The following is a 14554-nucleotide window of genomic DNA, read 5'->3' on the forward strand; positions in this document are numbered from 1 at the left end:
CAGTTCCGAATGAACATCACACCAAGCGACAGGTTGCTTGGCGTTGGCGCTCTTTGTGGATGATGGCTGGAGGCCACTTTTCGGTCAGGCAGGACCATGGGTCGGTCACGGGCTCACGGCGATCGCCCATCCGGTGCCCGGCGCCCCCGCCGGAGGCTCCGTCCGCCATCGCCCGCGCGACGTGGCCGCCGGGGCGCGCAGGGCGCGGCAAGGGCGGCGCAGTCGCCGACCTCTGCGAGGGAACCCTTGACGCGTCCGAGCACCCCGGCACGCTCAGGCGAGCGATGGGCCGACCATCACGCCCGTAACCGAGGCCCGCTCACCGGTGTGATGACCATCAGCCAGCCCGAGCGAGAGAGCATCGATCAGCTTGACTCTCAACACCTGCTCGCCGCCTGCGAGCGGGCCTTCGAGCAAGCTCGGAGGCGCTATCCTGAGCGCTGGTCGGGCTAGACACGGAACTGGACGCCGGTTTGCTCTGTCCGCCTCGGGCCGCACAAGCCTGATGAGCTCCGGGAAATCTCAGGCGATGAGACGCTCACAGCGTGAATGGGGGCCGATGCGATAACTGACTTGACGTCCACCGTCCTCACACGTTGGGGAACGAGAATGTGCCCTTCGTTTGCTCCAACAACCACGCGTCAATCAGGGCGCGGAAGGTTCCCCAGGCGGCCCGGTCTGCCCGCTCGGCCTGCATCGCGAACGCCCAGATCGTCACGTGATACTCCTCGTTCCCTTTCTTCAGGAGGTCCCACGCCTTCGATGCTGCATCGAAGCCGGGGGTTCCGATCAAGCCCTTCCGGTCGAGGTACAGCGTGTCGATGGCGTCTACGATTGCCTTAGAGGTTGCCATGGCGGCCGCTCTTACACGGAATCCGGGCGCGCTGCCACCCTTGCGATCGATGGACGATGACTTTCCCCCGCCACTCCCCAAGGCAGCCGCAGTGCGTCGATGACGTTTCCAGGCACCATCGCGGCGAGAAATTGATTGCCCGTGCACACCCTGGCGCTTGCCTCCCGGCACATGCCTGCCCCGTGCCGACATTGCTTTCTTGAGTGCCTCCGGGCGCTTCGTCGATGCAGACACCGGGCGTGAACGATCTCAGCAGAGCCTGCGGGCACCGGCAAGCGGCAAATCTCCGGCAGCGACTCGATGCGACCGGCGGGCTCGACCATAGGCCCAAACTTGCTCGTCCCGCTGGTGCTACCGGCAACCCGAGCAACCGACCGGTCGCCTCGTGAACGGCCTGGGCGCAGAAGTCCCGCCATCCCTGGCCGGACTTCTGGCGGACAGAACTACTCGCGGACAGGCCGCGGCGAGATGCGAGAGCAGGTGCCCATGGTATCGACGTGCGCTCGCGACGCGCACGCATCATCACCGGCGGCTCTCACGGCGCTGCCTCCGCGTGCTGCGCGGAGCGCATTCAGGTTCATGAGGCCGCCTCGCCGGATTGCGCGAGGCGCTCTCCTTGTGATATAGAACGCCCACCCAGAGCTCCAGAGGATGCGCGCATGCCCGTTCGTGTCTTCATCTCCTATGCGCACGAGGACGATGGCTTCCGCAGGGAGCTCAACAAGCACCTCAGACAGCTTCAGCGGAACCACGTGATCGATGTCTGGCACGACCGGCAGATCGGTGCCGGCGAGGAGTGGGCGGGGCGCATCAGCGAGAACCTCGCCGCGGCGCAGATCATCTTGCTGCTGGTGAGCCCGGATTTCATTGACTCGGACTACTGTGTCGACGTCGAGGTTGCGCACGCCCTGGACCGCCATAATCGGGGCGAGGCCGTGGTCATTCCGGTGATCGTACGCCAGTGCGCCTGGGACTGGACCCCGTTCGGCAATCTCTGGTCGCTGCCGACGGGTGGCCAGCCCGTGAACGCACGGCCTGATAATGACGACGTCTGGACCGAGATCGTGCGCGAGCTCCGGGCTGTGGTCGACCAGATCGCCGAGCGGCAGGCCGCGGCTCCCAGGGCGGGCATCGCTCGCCACGCGCCGGTCTTGCCGGCTCCGGGCTCGTGCATCGGACGCGAAGCGCAAGTCTCCCATCTCGCGGACGCGCTCCTGCGTGATCCCGCGCCGCGCGTGGCGGTGCTCGGGCCCGCCGGCATTGGCAAGACGACGGTGAGCCTGGCCGCGCTGCGCCGACCATCGGTGGTGACGCGCTACGGCTTGAGGAGATACTTCGTGCGTCTCGACGCCGCACAGGACGCCGACGCTGCCGTCGCGGCGATGGCGACTGCCCTGCGGGTCGATGTCGGTCCAGATCTGCGCCGGCGCTCGCTGGTGGAGCTTGCGCGCGCCCCCGCCGTGCTCGTCCTCGACAACCTCGAGACGCCCTGGGAGCAGGACGTCCCCGGCACGGAGGCGCTGCTCGCGGAGCTCGCCGCGTTGACCCAGGTGGCGCTGATGGTCTCCATGCGAGGCATGGCGCAGCCCGGCGGCATCTCCTGGGCCCCGCCGGTGCACCTCACGCCGCTCGGGGGGGCAGACGCAGAGGAGGTGTTCTGCGCGATCGCAGGGCAGGACCATCGACGGTCCGATGAGCTCAGGCCGCTCCTCGCGAAGCAACAAGGAGTGCCGCTGGCAGTCACGTTGCTGGCGCACGCAGCGCAAGGCAATGACCTGGCCAACCTCGCAGAGGAATGGAACGAGCGACGAACGGCGCTTCTGATCCGCGGCGGACGACCGTGGGACCGGGAGAGGAGCTGGGCGGCATCTCTGGAGCTATCGCTGACATCGCGGAGGATGTCGGAGGAGGCGCGACGGCTCGCGACCTTGCTGGGCGTGCTTCCGGATGGAGTCGCGCAGCGGGATCTCGTAGCGTTGCTGCCGGCTGGCGGCGCAGGCGCCGCACGCGTGCTCGCACAGCTTGCGCTAGCCCACTTCGAGGGCGGGCGGCTGCGGGTGCTCGCGCCGGTCCGAGAGCACCTCCGGTTGGCTTATCCGCCCGCCGAGGAGGACATCGCGCGGGCGATGGCTCACTACCGCGCGCTGGCCGAGGTGCTCGGCCCCGAGCCAGGCGGGAGAGGGGGAGAGCGGGCGACCGTGCGGCTCGCAGCTGAGACGGCGAACCTGCAGGCGATGATCCTACGGGGGCTCTCGGGCTCCGAGGTACACCCCTGGATTAAGGCAGCCCGGGCGCTGACCAATTTCGCTCGCGTCACAGGCCACATGAGTTCTTCTGTGCTGGACAAGGCTCTTGCCCTGGCGAGGGCCGCTGGCGACACGCGCGCTGTAGCCGACTGCTGCTGGAGCATCGGGCTTATCGCGCATGCCCGATCCGAAGACCAGCGCGCGTTAGAAATGTACCACGAGGCGCTGCCGCTGTACCGCCATATGGGCGACGTACTGGGCGAAGGCAACTGCCTTGAGGCCATGGGCAGCATAGCGCAGGGTCTATGGCGGCACGAGGACGCGCGAGCGTTATTCACACAGGCGCTCGAGCGCTTTCTGCGCATAGGTAATGTAGTAGGCGAGATCTACTGCATTCAACGCATGGCAGAGATCGCGCTGGTGCGCTCGGAGCACTCGACAGCGGTCGGTCTGTACGAGCGGGCACGAGCGCTCTGCGAACAGCATCAGGAAGTGCTCGGAGAGGCCAACTGTCTGTATGGTCTAGGGCAGCTCGCGCTCAAACAGTCACAGAGCAAACGAGCCCGCGGGCTGTACATACGTGCACTGCCGCTCTATGTCCTGGTGGGGGATGTGCAGGGGCATGCGAACTGCACCACCGCTCTCGGGCACATCGCCCTCCAAACGTCACAGATCAAGAAAGCGCGAACGCTGTTCGAGCAGGCGCTTTCGCTCCACCGTCAGGTTGGTAGCCAGAAAGGAGAGGCTGACAGTCTGCTCGGCATGGGCATAGTTGCGTTAACGCGCTCACAGCCCAAGAGGGCTAGTAAACTGTTCGAGCAAGCGCTGTCGCTCTACCAGCATAGGGGGTCCCCGCTGGACCAGGCAGGCTGCTTGCGCGGCCTCGCAGTCGCTGCGGAAGTGCGATCGCAGCACGATAAGGCTCAAATCCTGTGTGAGAGAGCAATTTCGCTCTACCGACAAGCAGGGGACGAGTGGGCTGAAGCGGATTGCGTCTACCTCTTGGGCTGCATCGTAATGGCGGGATCTAGAAGTGAGCAGGCGGTGGAGTTCTTCGAACGTGCGCTGGTGATGTTCGTGCGAGCGGGAAACGCGACGGCCGAGGCCGAATGCCGGATGAAACTCGGCGAAACAGCGCTGAGGGGAGGCCGCCGCAGGGAAGCACGACGATTCTTCAAGGAGGCACTGCAGCTCTCCAGAAAGATCGGGAACAAGGAATACGAGAACAAGTGCATCTTGGTCCTCGACTACCTCTCATAAACAGCGCTCTCTAGTCGACATGCCTGCTCGGCGTCAGGATGCAGGTCGCCGGACGGATACGGCGCCGCCGGCAGCCCGAGCAGCCGGCCGAGCGCTCCGTAGAGGATCCGGGCCGCCTCGTCATCCCCGAAAGCGACGGCGCGGCTCAGGATGCCGGCAAGCTCGGCAACCACCGCGGCCCGAGGCGATGGGTCGGCCGTCGCGAGCTCTCCACGACCCAGGCTCGCCGGTTGGGCCCGGGTTGGGCCCACGCCTTCCGAGGGGCTGCGATCCGTCGCCACGCCCCTCCTAAAACCCGGCGGATCCCACGGATCGCGCCGGTTCGCCACCGCAGATTCGTCCTTGGGCTTCTTCCTTCCCTGGCCCGAGGCGAGGGCAATAACCCCTCCGGAGCCCCCCACCTGACCGGCATGGATTCCCGATTCTGTCTTGACGGCGAGGATTGCCGCCGGTACGTTGGTCTGACCAACGGACAACATGACCAGTTCCCCACGCTTCCGGACGGTGTCCCGTTCGGCGATCTACGTCGATGTCGCCGACCAGATCCGCGACGCGATCCTCAATCGCTCGCTCTCGTCAGGTGAGCGCCTGCCGCCCGAGCGCGAGCTCGCTCAGCAGTTCGGGGTCAGCCGCGCGACGATCCGCGAGGCGCTCCGCCACCTCCAGGCGCAGGGGCTGCTCGCGTCGCGCGGCCGGACCTCGCCGATGCAGGCCGCGAGCCCTGACGCGGCGGTCGACCGCTTCTGCGAGGCGCTCACCCACGTGGTCCAGCTCCGGAATGTGTCGCTCCCGGACCTCATCGAGCTGCGCGTCGCGATCGAGACCGCCGCGATGACCCGCTCGGCGGCCGCGCCTGTCGCCGCTCACCTCGACGAGGCGCGCGCCGCGCTCGAGGCGATGGATCGGGAGCAGATCTCCCCCACCGAGTTCCACGACGTCGATATCGCATTCCACGTCGCGCTGGTCGCGGCCTCTGGCAACCAGGCGCTCGCCCTCGTGATGGTCGCGGTCAAGGACAGCATCCGGCTCCACCTCGAAGAGGCGCTGAGGCCGCGCTCGTTCGCGGCGATCCGCCCGCGGGTGGTCGAGGAGCACCGGGCGCTCCTGCGCGCGATCGAGCGCGGTAACGCGAGGTCGGCGGCGACGCTCCTCAGGGCGCACCTCTCGGAGTTCTACGGCACATGACCCCGCTCGACGAACTTGCACTTGTCCTGGGCGACGGCCTGGTGACGGATCGGGACATCCTGGAGGGCTATCGCCGCGATCAGGCCCTCTGGGCGCCTGGCGGCTGGCCCGTCGCGGTGGCGCGGCCTGCCTCGACCTCCCAGGTGCAGGCGCTGGCGCAGTGGGCGACCCGGCACCGCACCGCGCTGGTGCCGCGCGGCGCCGGGACCGGGGTGGCCGGCGGGGCGACCGCCAGCGACGGCTGCGTGGTGGTGAGCTTCGAGCGCATGAACCGGATCCTCGCGATCGATGAGGCGGCGATGCTCGCCGTCGTCCAGCCGGGGGCGCTCAACGGCGAGCTCAAGGCCGCCGCGCACGAACGGGGGCTGTGGTATCCGCCCGACCCGTCGAGCTACGCCGTCTCGACCCTCGGCGGCAACGTCGCCACCAACGCCGGCGGCCTGTGCTGCGTGAAATACGGTGTCACGTCCGATTACGTGCTCGGCCTCGAGGCGGTCCTCGCCGACGGGACGGTGCTCCGCACGGGCGGCCGGAGCCGCAAGGACGTCGCAGGCTACGATCTGACGCGGCTCCTGGTCGGCTCCGAGGGCACCCTCGCGTTGATCACCGAGATCACGCTGCGTCTGCGGCGGCGGCCCCCGCCGGCGACCACGCTCGTCGCGACGTTCACCTCGCTCGAGGCCTCGGGCCGGGCGGTCGCGGCGATCGTCCGCTCGGTCGATGCGTCGATGCTCGAGATCATGGACCGCACGGCCGTCCGCGCCGTCGAGCGCTTCCGCCCGCTCGGCCTCGACACCGAGGCTGCCGCGATGCTGATCGCGCAGAGCGACGCGCCCGGGTCCGCCGAGCTCTCCTGCATGCAGGCGGCCTGCGAGGCCGCCGGCGGGACGGTGATCGCCACCACCGAGGACGAGAGCGAGGGGCAGATGATGCTCACCGCGCGCCGCCTCGCGCTCACGGCGCTCGCGGAGCTCGGCACGGTGCTCGTCGACGACGTCGCCGTGCCGCTGCCGCAGCTGCCGGAGATGTTCCGTCGAATCGAGGCGATCGCCGCCGCGACGCAGACCACCATCGCGACGGTGGCGCACGCGGGCGACGGCAACCTTCACCCTCTGGTCGTGTTCGATGGAAGCGACGCCGCGGCCGAGGCGCGCGCGGTCGCGGCCTTCAACGAGGTGATGGCGCAGGCGCTCGAGCTCGGCGGCACGATCACCGGCGAGCACGGCGTCGGCACGCTCAAGCGCGGCCTCCTCACCCGCCAGCTCGGCGCGGCGTCGCTCGCGCTGCACCGCCGCATCAAACACGCCTTCGACCCGGGCGGCATCCTCAACCCCGGAAAGGTGATCGACGGCTGACGTGGCGTGATGTCCGCGCTGCGCGGCGCCGCCTCGCGCCGCGCGGCGCCGCCGCGATCAGAGCCCGGTGTAGATCGTGGCGAAGGAGGCCGCCTCGCCGCGGAGCAGCAGGCTGAGACGCGGGTTCGGCACCTTGAAGGTGTGAATCTTGGCGTTCCGCACGTCGAGCACCGCGAAGGCGCCGCCCGGCGTGCTCTCGGCGAGCCCGTTCATGAGCAGGTTCAGCACGACCGAGACGCGCTTGGACGACAGCGGCTCGCCGCGGAAATACATCTTGATGACGTGGGGCGTCCCATCGATGACGAGCCCGAGCTCCGGATTCACGTTGATCTCGAGATCGCCCAGGCGGTACGTCGACGCCGGCGGCTCGAACCACGTCATCTTCGTCGAGGCGAGGAACTTGCGATATCCATTCACCACCGACGGGTAGATGCGGCGGCGCCGCTCGTCGTGCTGCGCGGCGAGGAAGCCGTCGAGCACGCTGGTGGGCTTTCCGCTCCTGTGCATGTCGACGATCGCCTCTCGCACCTGCCTGTAAAAGTCCGTGTAGAGCTCGTCCTTCCGTTCCTTGAACTCCCTGACGCCGGTCAGCTTGGGCGTCCCGGCCTTGAGAACGAAGTCGACAAAGTACGTCAGCGAGATCTTTTCCATGAAGTCTCCTGCAAAACGAAGCATTCCGGCGCGCCATCGACACGCGTCGTACGAGAGACACGCCGTCGCGCCGCGTCCTTGGTGTCTACCATGGATAGTCATCTTCGACCCGTCGGGAAAGGGATCGGTCGGACGGACATTGTCCCAACCTGTCGAGGGCGGACGGATGCGCCGCTGGTCGAAAAAGTATTGTAATTACGAATGTTTATGCGGGTGGCCGGGCGCGGTTCACCCGGCGGCGCGGGGCTGCTCCGGGCCGCGCGAGTGGCCATGACGAGAGGAGGCGCGCGCGGCAAAGGTAATCGACAGAATCCAGCTGTTCTCCAGGGGATGTCCTGTGGAGAACCCCTGTGGAGAACTGGAGAGGACGGGGTGTGATCGAGGCGTGGACCCGGTCGGACATGGTCTGTCATAACCACGTGCTCCTTGGCGCTTGACGCTGCCCGCGGGCGGAGGATGGGGCCGGAACGCCTCCGGAGCGTCTGGACTTCCCGCTCCCTCACGATGTGTTTTGCTCTGAACCTGTGTTTCGAGGTCGACTCGGCGCGCGCCTTGTCGCGCCGTCGCGACTGGAGGATTCCTGCCCCGCTCTCCCTCGCCTCGGGCATTCCGCTTGCGTGCGGCGGTCGGCCGGCCAGACTACGCCGCCGTGCTCGCCATCGAAGCGTCCTCCGTGAGGAAGGTCTACCGCGGCTTCTTCCGCCGGAGCGGCGGACAGACGGCGCTCGCGGGCCTCGACATCGCCATCCAGCGCGGCGCCGCGTTCGGGCTCATCGGCCTCAACGGCGCGGGCAAGACGACGTTCATCAAGACGCTGCTCGGCGTGGTGCGCCCCACGAGCGGCGCCGTGCGCGTGCTCGGCGGCGAGCCGGAGGACCCAGGCGTGCGCGCCAGGATCGGGTACCTGCCGGAGCGGCTCTTCTTGCCCAGCGCGTTCACGCCGCGGCAGTTCCTCGCGAGCGTGGCCCGCATGAAGGGCCTCTCGCCGGGCGAGGGCGCGCTGCGCGCGCTGGTCGAGAGGGTAGGGCTCGGGGTCGACTCGGACCGCAAGATCGGCGGGTTCTCGAAGGGGATGCGGCAGCGCCTCGGGCTCGCCGCGGCCTTGCTCGGGCAGCCGGAGCTGCTCGTGCTCGACGAGCCCACCGACGGCGTCGATCCGCTCGGCCGCGCCGAGATCCGCAGGATCCTGGGCGAAGAGCGCGCGCGGGGGGCGACCTTGTTCCTGAACTCGCACCTCCTGTCGGAGACCGAGCGCATCTGCGACCGCATCGGCATCCTCGCGGGCGGGCGGCTCGTGCGCGAGGGCGCGCTCGTCGAGCTGTGCGGAAGCGAGACGGCGTACCGCGTGCGGTTCGCGGACGGCGCCGATGCGGCGAGGCTCGCCGCGCTCGGGTTCCGTCCGGTCGACGGGGAGGGCGGGTGGCGCCTGGAGGCCGAGAGCCCCGCGGCGCTCAACGAGGCGCTCGACGAGGCGCGGCGCGCCGGCGCCTTGCTCGTCGAGCTGTCGCGGGACCTGCGCGATCTGGAGGACGTGCTCGCGGAGGCGCTGGGCGCGGGCGGCGCCCGCGGAGGTGTGGCGTGAGGGCGGCGCTGAGCGTCGCCGGCGACCTCCTGCGCGAGGCCTCGTCGCGGCGGTGGTTCCTCGCCCTCGGGATCGGCGTCACGATGGCGCTCGTGGTGATCGGGAGCGCGCTGCAGCTCGAGGTGGTGGACGGCGCGCTCGCGGCGACGCGGCTCTTCGGCAAGGAGGTCGGCCGCGGCGACATCCGCTCGGTCGACGTCGCGCTCCGCTACGTCGGCCGCGCGCTGGCGTACGTGCTGTTTTACGGGGGGCTCGCGTTCGGGATCGTCTCCTGCGCCGATTTCGGCCCGAGCCTGCTGGCGCCGGGGCGCATCGAGCACCTGCTCTCGCTGCCCGTGCGGCGGTTCGAGCTCCTGCTAGGCACGTTCCTCGGCGTGCTCGCGCTCTCGCTCCTCAGCACGCTGTACGGCGCCCTCGGGATCACGGTCATCTTCGGGCTGAGGGCGGGCGTGTGGATGGCGAGCCCGATCGTGGCCGCGCTCCTCGCGAGCGTGACGTTCGCCGGCATCTACGGGGCGATGCTCACGACCGCGGTGATGGTGCGGAGCGCCGCGCTGTCCGCGGCGGTGGGGATCGCGCTGTTCATCCTCGGCATCATCGCGGGGTACCGCGAGCAGCTCGACTCGTTCTTCGAGCCTGGCCTCGCCCGCGGGGCCTTCCGCGCGGCGACGCTCGTGCTGCCGCGGGTGTCGGCGCTCGCCGACGCGTCGGCGGAGTTCGCGGTGGCGACGGCGATCAAGGGGGATGTGCTCGCCAGCCAGGTGGCGGGGCTGCTCCTCTTTGGCCTGGCCGCGCTCGCGGTGGGCATCCACGTGTTCGAAGAGAAGGATTTCTAGGGTGGAGCGGCGATGCTGGACGAGGCGGTGAGCGATCGACATCGGCAGCTCCGCGGCGCCTGGGCGGGGGTGACGACCCGATGAGACCGATGAAGAAGCGGGGCGTGTGGCTCGCGGCGGCGATGGTCCTGCTCGCGCTCGCCGCGTGGCTGATGTCGCGCGGTGACAGGGAGAAGCCCACGGTCCGGCCCCGGAAGATCGAGTTTCCGCGCTATCCGAAGCCGGCCGAGGTGGAGCGCGCCAGCCGTCGCCGCACGCTGCCGCCGCTGTCCGCCCCGCCGCCCGGCGTCGAAGCGCCGCAATGGAAGCGCGATCCAGTGCTCGCCGCCCTGCCCGCCGATCCGAAGCGCTCGGCCATGGTGTTCGAGATCGAGGCGCTCAAAGAGTCGCCGATCATGCAGATCTGGCTCGATTGCATGCTGTCGCGCGGCGACGAGCGCGCCGGCTTCGCGCGCTTGAAGGACCGATACGGGATCGACGTGCTGGAGGACGTGGAGCGCATCGCCGCGTCGAGCACGGGGCTCATGGTGCTCCAGGGATCGTTCGAGGGCGCGAGGTTCGAGCGTGAGCGATGGTCCACGCGGACGTACGGGGAGAGAGGTGTCCTCTACGAGGAAAAGGACACGGGCAGGGGCGTCGCGACGTGGGGGCCTGACGTCCTGATCTTGAACCCGCGTGCCGAGCCCGATCTCGTCGAGGACGCGATCGATCGGCTCGAATCGACCGATCCCGCGCAGGGATCCATCCTTCAGGAATACCAGGCCTACAGCGACGTCTATGGAGTGCTCTCGCCCGACGATCTCTCGAAGATGCTGCCGTCGGACCAGGACCAGCTCGCCGAGCGGATCCGAGAGACCGTCCAGCGGGTGGAGATCCACGTCGACGCCTCGGAGGATGTCGCCGTCGTCGCCGAGGTCGCCGGCCCCGCTGGCCAGGAGATGCAGGACCTGTCGAAGCTGTTCGGCGCCGCGCTCTCCATGGGGCGGCTCAACGCGAAGCGCGAAGACAATGACGAGCTCGCCGAGCTGCTCGACCACGCGCGGGTGGAGACGCAGGCGCGGCGCCCTCCCTGGGCGAGCAAGCCGGAGGAGCAGCGCTTCTCGGTCGACGTGGCGCTGCCCGTCGAGCTGCTGAAGAACCTCGGCCCGTGTCGTCGAGACCGGCCCGAGCCGGACCGGGACGTCGAGGCCGAGCCCGAGCCAGCGCCGCCGCGGTGACGCGCGCAATGCCTCAGGCAGCCCGATTGCACCCGTCACGGCCGGTCTCGGGCTGCCACCGGGCTACTACGATGCACCGACAACTGCCGCGTTCACAGGACACCGCGCACCGTTAGCTCCTTGGCTGCCTCCACGAAGAGACGAAGGGGCTCGGACCGTTGCGCCCGGTTCGGGAAGTAGATGAAGTAGCCCGGCACGGTCGGCGCGAAGCGCTCAAGGACGGGCTCGATCACGAATGGCAAGGCGGCTTGGGGGACCGAGAGCCGCACCCGGCCGACAGGCTCGCCCGGTCGGGCGGACGCCTCCGTGAGAGCACCCCCGATCGCCCTGCTGGAGCCATTTTATGGCCGTTGGTTCGCTTCGTGCCCCACCCGGGCAGGTCGCGGCCAGGTCCGCGGAGGTCGAGCGGACCACCAACCGGAGGCAGGATCATGGAAACCAGACAGAACGGCTCGCAGCCCTCCCAGAGAGCGCCAGCCGAACACTTCACCGGCACGGTCCGCGTCGACCCGCTGTTCCAGCCGAGCCCGCCCGCGCGCGCCGGCGGCGCTTACGTGACGTTCGAGCCGTGTGCGCGAAGCGACTGGCACACGCATCCGCTCGGGCAGACCCTCATCGTCACGGCTGGGTGCGGGCTGCATCAGCGGTGGGGCGAAACAATCGAGGAGATCCCACCGGGCGATGTCGTGACAATTGGCGCCGATGAGAAGCACTGGCACGGCGCCGGGCCGAGCACCGCGATGACCCACATCGCGATCCAGGAGTCCCTCGACGGCAAGAACGTCGAGCGGATGGAGAAGGTCACCGACGATCAGTACCACGGGAGGATAGGAGCCATGAAAACAGCCGTTCTTCACGGGTCGCGCCTCCACGATCCACGAGCGTTCACCTGAGACCGAAGAAAAAACGAGGAGCAGTCATGCCTACGACGAACGAGAAGAGGAGTTTCGACGGAAAGGTCGCGTTCGTGACCGGGGGCGCGAGCGGCATCGGTCGCGCAGCGGCGCTGGCGTTCGCCCGCGAGGGGGCCAGCGTGGTGATCGCCGACGTGTCGGAGCGGGGCAACCAGGGAACGGCTCGCATGATCGAGGAGCGAGGCGGGCGCGCGCTCGCCGTCGAGTGCGACGTGACGCGAGCCGAGGACGTGAAGGCGGCTCTGGACAAGACCGTCGAAGCGTTCGGGCGGCTGGACTTCGCCTTCAACAACGCGGGTGTCGAGCCGAAGGCTCTGGTCCCGACCGCGGAGATGGAACAGGAGGAGTGGGATCGGATCATCAACATCGACCTCCGCGGCGTCTTCCTCTGCATGAAGTACGAGATCCCGCTGATGCTCGAGCAGGGGGGCGGCGCGATCGTGAATACCTCCTCGGGTGCCGGCGTCATCGGCATCAAAGGCAGCCCCGCGTACACCGCCGCGAAACACGGCGTGATCGGCCTCACCCGAGCGGCGGCCCTCGACTACGCAGCGCGGAACGTTCGCGTCAACGCCGTCTGCCCCGGATACATCGATACCCCGATGATGGCTCGCTACACGGGCGACACCCCCGAGGGGCGGGCGACGGTGATCGCAGAGGAGCCCGTTGGAAGGATGGGCCGGCCCGAGGAGATCGCCGCGACGGTCGTCTGGATGTGCTCGGACGCGGCGGCCTTCATGATCGGGCACGCGCTGGTCGTCGATGGCGGCCAGACGATAACCTGAGCGCGAGTCGATCATGAGATCAACCGGGCGAAGGCCCTCAAACCCAGGGGGATCCGACGGATCGCACCGGTTCGGCACCGCAAATTCGGCCTTGGGAGATACCCTATCAGGGCCGGGAATGGCCTTGGCGATGTGGTATCAGAGCGGCTGATAAAGCTGGATCAGGTTCCCGCAGGTGTCCGAGAACACCGCGATCATGACCGGGCCCATCGGCGTGGGCTCCTGGGTGAACGCGACCTGGTGCTCCTTGAGGCGAGCGAACTCGGCCTTGAGGTCCGCCACCTCGAACGCGGTGAGCGGGATGCCCTGCGCGAACATCGCCTGCTGGAACGTCTTCGCCGCCGGGTTGGCGTTCGGCTCCAGCACGAGCTCCAGGTCGTCGGGGCCCTCCGGCGAGACCACGGTGATCCACCGGTACTCTCCGACCGGGAAATCGCTCTTCTTCTTGAAGCCGAGCACCTCCGTGTAGAACTTGAGCGCGCGCGTCTGGTCCTCGACCATGATGCTGTTGAGCTTGATCCTCATCGATCGCCTCGCTGAGCTGGTGGTTCGGGCCGACTCTGCCAGGGCCGCCCGGCTCACGCTTCTCGAAAACTGCGAAACGCGCCTGGCGGCAGCCGGCCCATCAGGGTGAGACAGCCGGGGGCGAGCTCCCACGGGAGCCTCCCCGGCACCTGGACCATCGCGCGCACGCGGCGCCGGTACGCCGACGGCGGCACGCCGATCCGCTGAGCGAACAGCGCGCTGAAGCTGCCGAGGCTGGAGAACCCGACCTCCATGCACACGTCGGTCACCGAGTGATGTCCAGCCGCCAGGAGCTGCTTGGCCAGATCAAGGCGCCGCCGGATGCGGTACTGATGCGGGGTCACGCCGAACACCGCCTCGAACTGCCGGATGAAGTGGTAGGGTGAGATCGCCACCTCCCGCGCCACGTCCTCGATCGACAACCTCGACTCGCGCACCTCGGAGAGCAGGTCCCGCGCCCGGCAGAGGTTCCTGAGCGCGTCGTGTCCGAGCAGCATCGCCGGCGACCAGGATAGAGCGTGGCGGCGGCTGCCTCAAGCGACCCCACCGGAGGGGCGCGCGAGCTACGGCCTGCGGGGTGGTCTCGCTTTCCTGCCGGCGGAGTATCGGGCTGCAACCGGACCGCGCTCGCCACGGATCGAGTGGAGCAGCCGTGGCCGAAATTGCGGTTCCATTGTCCTTTCGGACACACACGCCGTCCAGTACCCACTGTGGCGAGGCGCCGGCGGCGCGGGCTTCGAGGTCGAGGGGGCCGACGCGGCCAAAGCTTTCCTGGCCGCGCGCGGGGTCGGCGCGCGCGAGCAGGAGATCGTCTGGGACGCGATCGCCCTGCACACCACCGTGGTGATACCCCAGCGAAAGCGCCCCGAGATCGCCCTTTGCCAGATGGGCGCGGCCATCGACGTCGGCTACGCGCCCCGGACACTCCTGCCCGACCGGCTCGTCGAGGAGGCGCTCGGGCGTTACCCGCGGCTCGGCTTCAAGGAGGCGATGACCTCCGCGTTCTGCGGGCTGCTCCGCCGGAACGAGGCGGCCGCGGCCACCTCGCCGGTCGTGGCCGACGTCGGCGAGCGCAGGCTCGACGGGTTTCGACCCATCCACTTCTGCGACGTCATCGCGGGCGCGGCGTTCGACGAGTAGCGCTA

16 protein-coding genes are annotated in these 14554 nt (G+C 68.7%); 9 read left to right on the forward strand and 7 right to left on the reverse strand.

Annotated features, from left to right (window positions below):
* Window positions 1–273: 273 nt before the first annotated feature.
* A complete protein-coding gene (locus WME73_RS04205; RefSeq protein ID WP_437914824.1) occupies window positions 274–417 on the reverse strand; it encodes a hypothetical protein in 144 nt (47 codons plus the stop codon).
* A 172-nt stretch (window positions 418–589) separates the two neighbouring features.
* A complete protein-coding gene (locus tag WME73_RS04210; protein WP_437914825.1) occupies window positions 590–853 on the reverse strand; it encodes a hypothetical protein in 264 nt (87 codons plus the stop codon).
* A 659-nt stretch (window positions 854–1512) separates the two neighbouring features.
* Here WME73_RS04210 and WME73_RS04215 point away from each other — a divergent pair.
* Window positions 1513–4359, forward strand: a complete 2847-nt coding sequence (locus tag WME73_RS04215) for a tetratricopeptide repeat protein (RefSeq protein ID WP_437914827.1) — start codon at window positions 1513–1515, stop codon at window positions 4357–4359.
* Here WME73_RS04215 and WME73_RS04220 read toward each other — a convergent pair.
* Window positions 4347–4838 (reverse strand): hypothetical protein, encoded by a 492-nt coding sequence (locus tag WME73_RS04220; protein WP_437914828.1) that lies wholly within the window; start codon window positions 4836–4838, stop codon window positions 4347–4349. The genes WME73_RS04215 and WME73_RS04220 overlap by 13 nt on opposite strands.
* Here WME73_RS04220 and WME73_RS04225 point away from each other — a divergent pair.
* Together WME73_RS04225 and WME73_RS04230 are read left to right on the forward strand one after the other, a co-directional pair.
* Entirely contained in the window at window positions 4837–5544 is a 708-nt protein-coding gene (locus tag WME73_RS04225; RefSeq protein WP_437914830.1) for a FadR/GntR family transcriptional regulator, read from the forward strand. The two genes, WME73_RS04220 and WME73_RS04225, sit on opposite strands and share 2 nt — an antisense overlap.
* Window positions 5541–6899 (forward strand): FAD-binding oxidoreductase, encoded by a 1359-nt coding sequence (locus tag WME73_RS04230; RefSeq protein WP_437914831.1) that lies wholly within the window; start codon window positions 5541–5543, stop codon window positions 6897–6899. Before WME73_RS04225 ends, WME73_RS04230 begins: the two co-directional genes overlap by 4 nt.
* A gap of 57 nt (window positions 6900–6956) precedes the next feature.
* On the opposite strand, the gene WME73_RS04235 is transcribed toward WME73_RS04230, so the two are convergent.
* Window positions 6957–7550 (reverse strand): hypothetical protein, encoded by a 594-nt coding sequence (locus WME73_RS04235; protein WP_272093450.1) that lies wholly within the window; start codon window positions 7548–7550, stop codon window positions 6957–6959.
* Between the two features lie 649 nt (window positions 7551–8199).
* Here WME73_RS04235 and WME73_RS04240 point away from each other — a divergent pair.
* The 3 genes from WME73_RS04240 (at window position 8200) to WME73_RS04250 (ending at window position 11185) form a co-directional block, all read left to right on the forward strand.
* Window positions 8200–9132, forward strand: a complete 933-nt coding sequence (locus WME73_RS04240) for an ABC transporter ATP-binding protein (RefSeq protein ID WP_437914833.1) — start codon at window positions 8200–8202, stop codon at window positions 9130–9132.
* The gene (locus tag WME73_RS04245) at window positions 9129–9968 is read left to right on the forward strand and encodes a hypothetical protein (RefSeq protein WP_437914835.1); all 840 of its coding nucleotides are present in this window, start codon (window positions 9129–9131) and stop codon (window positions 9966–9968) included. Before WME73_RS04240 ends, WME73_RS04245 begins: the two co-directional genes overlap by 4 nt.
* 89 nt (window positions 9969–10057) lie before the next feature.
* A complete protein-coding gene (locus WME73_RS04250; protein WP_437914837.1) occupies window positions 10058–11185 on the forward strand; it encodes a hypothetical protein in 1128 nt (375 codons plus the stop codon).
* A gap of 92 nt (window positions 11186–11277) precedes the next feature.
* Here the strand turns inward: WME73_RS04250 and WME73_RS04255 are convergent, their stop codons facing one another.
* Window positions 11278–11418, reverse strand: a complete 141-nt coding sequence (locus tag WME73_RS04255) for a hypothetical protein (RefSeq protein ID WP_437744250.1) — start codon at window positions 11416–11418, stop codon at window positions 11278–11280.
* A gap of 198 nt (window positions 11419–11616) precedes the next feature.
* Here WME73_RS04255 and WME73_RS04260 point away from each other — a divergent pair, with 198 nt between their 5' ends.
* Window positions 11617–12078 carry a (R)-mandelonitrile lyase gene (locus tag WME73_RS04260; protein WP_437914839.1) on the forward strand — a complete coding sequence of 154 codons (462 nt, stop codon included), beginning with the start codon at window positions 11617–11619 and terminating at the stop codon, window positions 12076–12078.
* A 26-nt stretch (window positions 12079–12104) separates the two neighbouring features.
* Window positions 12105–12884, forward strand: coding sequence for an SDR family oxidoreductase (locus WME73_RS04265; protein WP_437744252.1), 780 nt, complete (start codon window positions 12105–12107; stop codon window positions 12882–12884).
* 138 nt (window positions 12885–13022) lie between these two features.
* Here the strand turns inward: WME73_RS04265 and WME73_RS04270 are convergent, their stop codons facing one another.
* Window positions 13023–13409, reverse strand: a complete 387-nt coding sequence (locus WME73_RS04270) for a VOC family protein (protein ID WP_437744253.1) — start codon at window positions 13407–13409, stop codon at window positions 13023–13025.
* 53 nt (window positions 13410–13462) lie between these two features.
* Complete coding sequence (locus WME73_RS04275; protein ID WP_437744254.1) at window positions 13463–13906, reverse strand: helix-turn-helix transcriptional regulator; 444 nt, start codon at window positions 13904–13906, stop codon at window positions 13463–13465.
* Window positions 13907–14249: 343 nt separating this feature from the next.
* Here WME73_RS04275 and WME73_RS04280 point away from each other — a divergent pair, with 343 nt between their 5' ends.
* Complete coding sequence (locus tag WME73_RS04280) at window positions 14250–14549, forward strand: hypothetical protein (protein WP_437914842.1); 300 nt, start codon at window positions 14250–14252, stop codon at window positions 14547–14549.
* The last annotated feature ends 5 nt before the right edge of the window (window positions 14550–14554 follow it).

This window comes from Sorangium sp. So ce302 (genome assembly GCF_051530145.1).
Classification (GTDB): Bacteria; Myxococcota_A; Polyangia; order Polyangiales; family Polyangiaceae; genus Sorangium; species Sorangium cellulosum_B.

What these genes read in the sequence shown, in the direction of transcription:
- WME73_RS04250 (WP_437914837.1), top strand. Translation starts at nt 10,058, where the DNA reads ATGAAGAAGCGGGGCGTGTGGCTCGCGGCGGCGATGGTCCTGCTCGCG.
- WME73_RS04265 (WP_437744252.1), top strand. Translation starts at nt 12,105, where the DNA reads ATGCCTACGACGAACGAGAAGAGGAGTTTCGACGGAAAGGTCGCGTTC.
- WME73_RS04275 (WP_437744254.1), bottom strand. Translation starts at nt 13,906, where the DNA reads ATGCTGCTCGGACACGACGCGCTCAGGAACCTCTGCCGGGCGCGGGAC.
- WME73_RS04260 (WP_437914839.1), top strand. Translation starts at nt 11,617, where the DNA reads ATGGAAACCAGACAGAACGGCTCGCAGCCCTCCCAGAGAGCGCCAGCC.
- WME73_RS04210 (WP_437914825.1), bottom strand. Translation starts at nt 853, where the DNA reads ATGGCAACCTCTAAGGCAATCGTAGACGCCATCGACACGCTGTACCTC.
- WME73_RS04235 (WP_272093450.1), bottom strand. Translation starts at nt 7,550, where the DNA reads ATGGAAAAGATCTCGCTGACGTACTTTGTCGACTTCGTTCTCAAGGCC.
- WME73_RS04225 (WP_437914830.1), top strand. Translation starts at nt 4,837, where the DNA reads ATGACCAGTTCCCCACGCTTCCGGACGGTGTCCCGTTCGGCGATCTAC.
- WME73_RS04270 (WP_437744253.1), bottom strand. Translation starts at nt 13,409, where the DNA reads ATGAGGATCAAGCTCAACAGCATCATGGTCGAGGACCAGACGCGCGCG.
- WME73_RS04220 (WP_437914828.1), bottom strand. Translation starts at nt 4,838, where the DNA reads ATGTTGTCCGTTGGTCAGACCAACGTACCGGCGGCAATCCTCGCCGTC.
- WME73_RS04215 (WP_437914827.1), top strand. Translation starts at nt 1,513, where the DNA reads ATGCCCGTTCGTGTCTTCATCTCCTATGCGCACGAGGACGATGGCTTC.
- WME73_RS04230 (WP_437914831.1), top strand. Translation starts at nt 5,541, where the DNA reads ATGACCCCGCTCGACGAACTTGCACTTGTCCTGGGCGACGGCCTGGTG.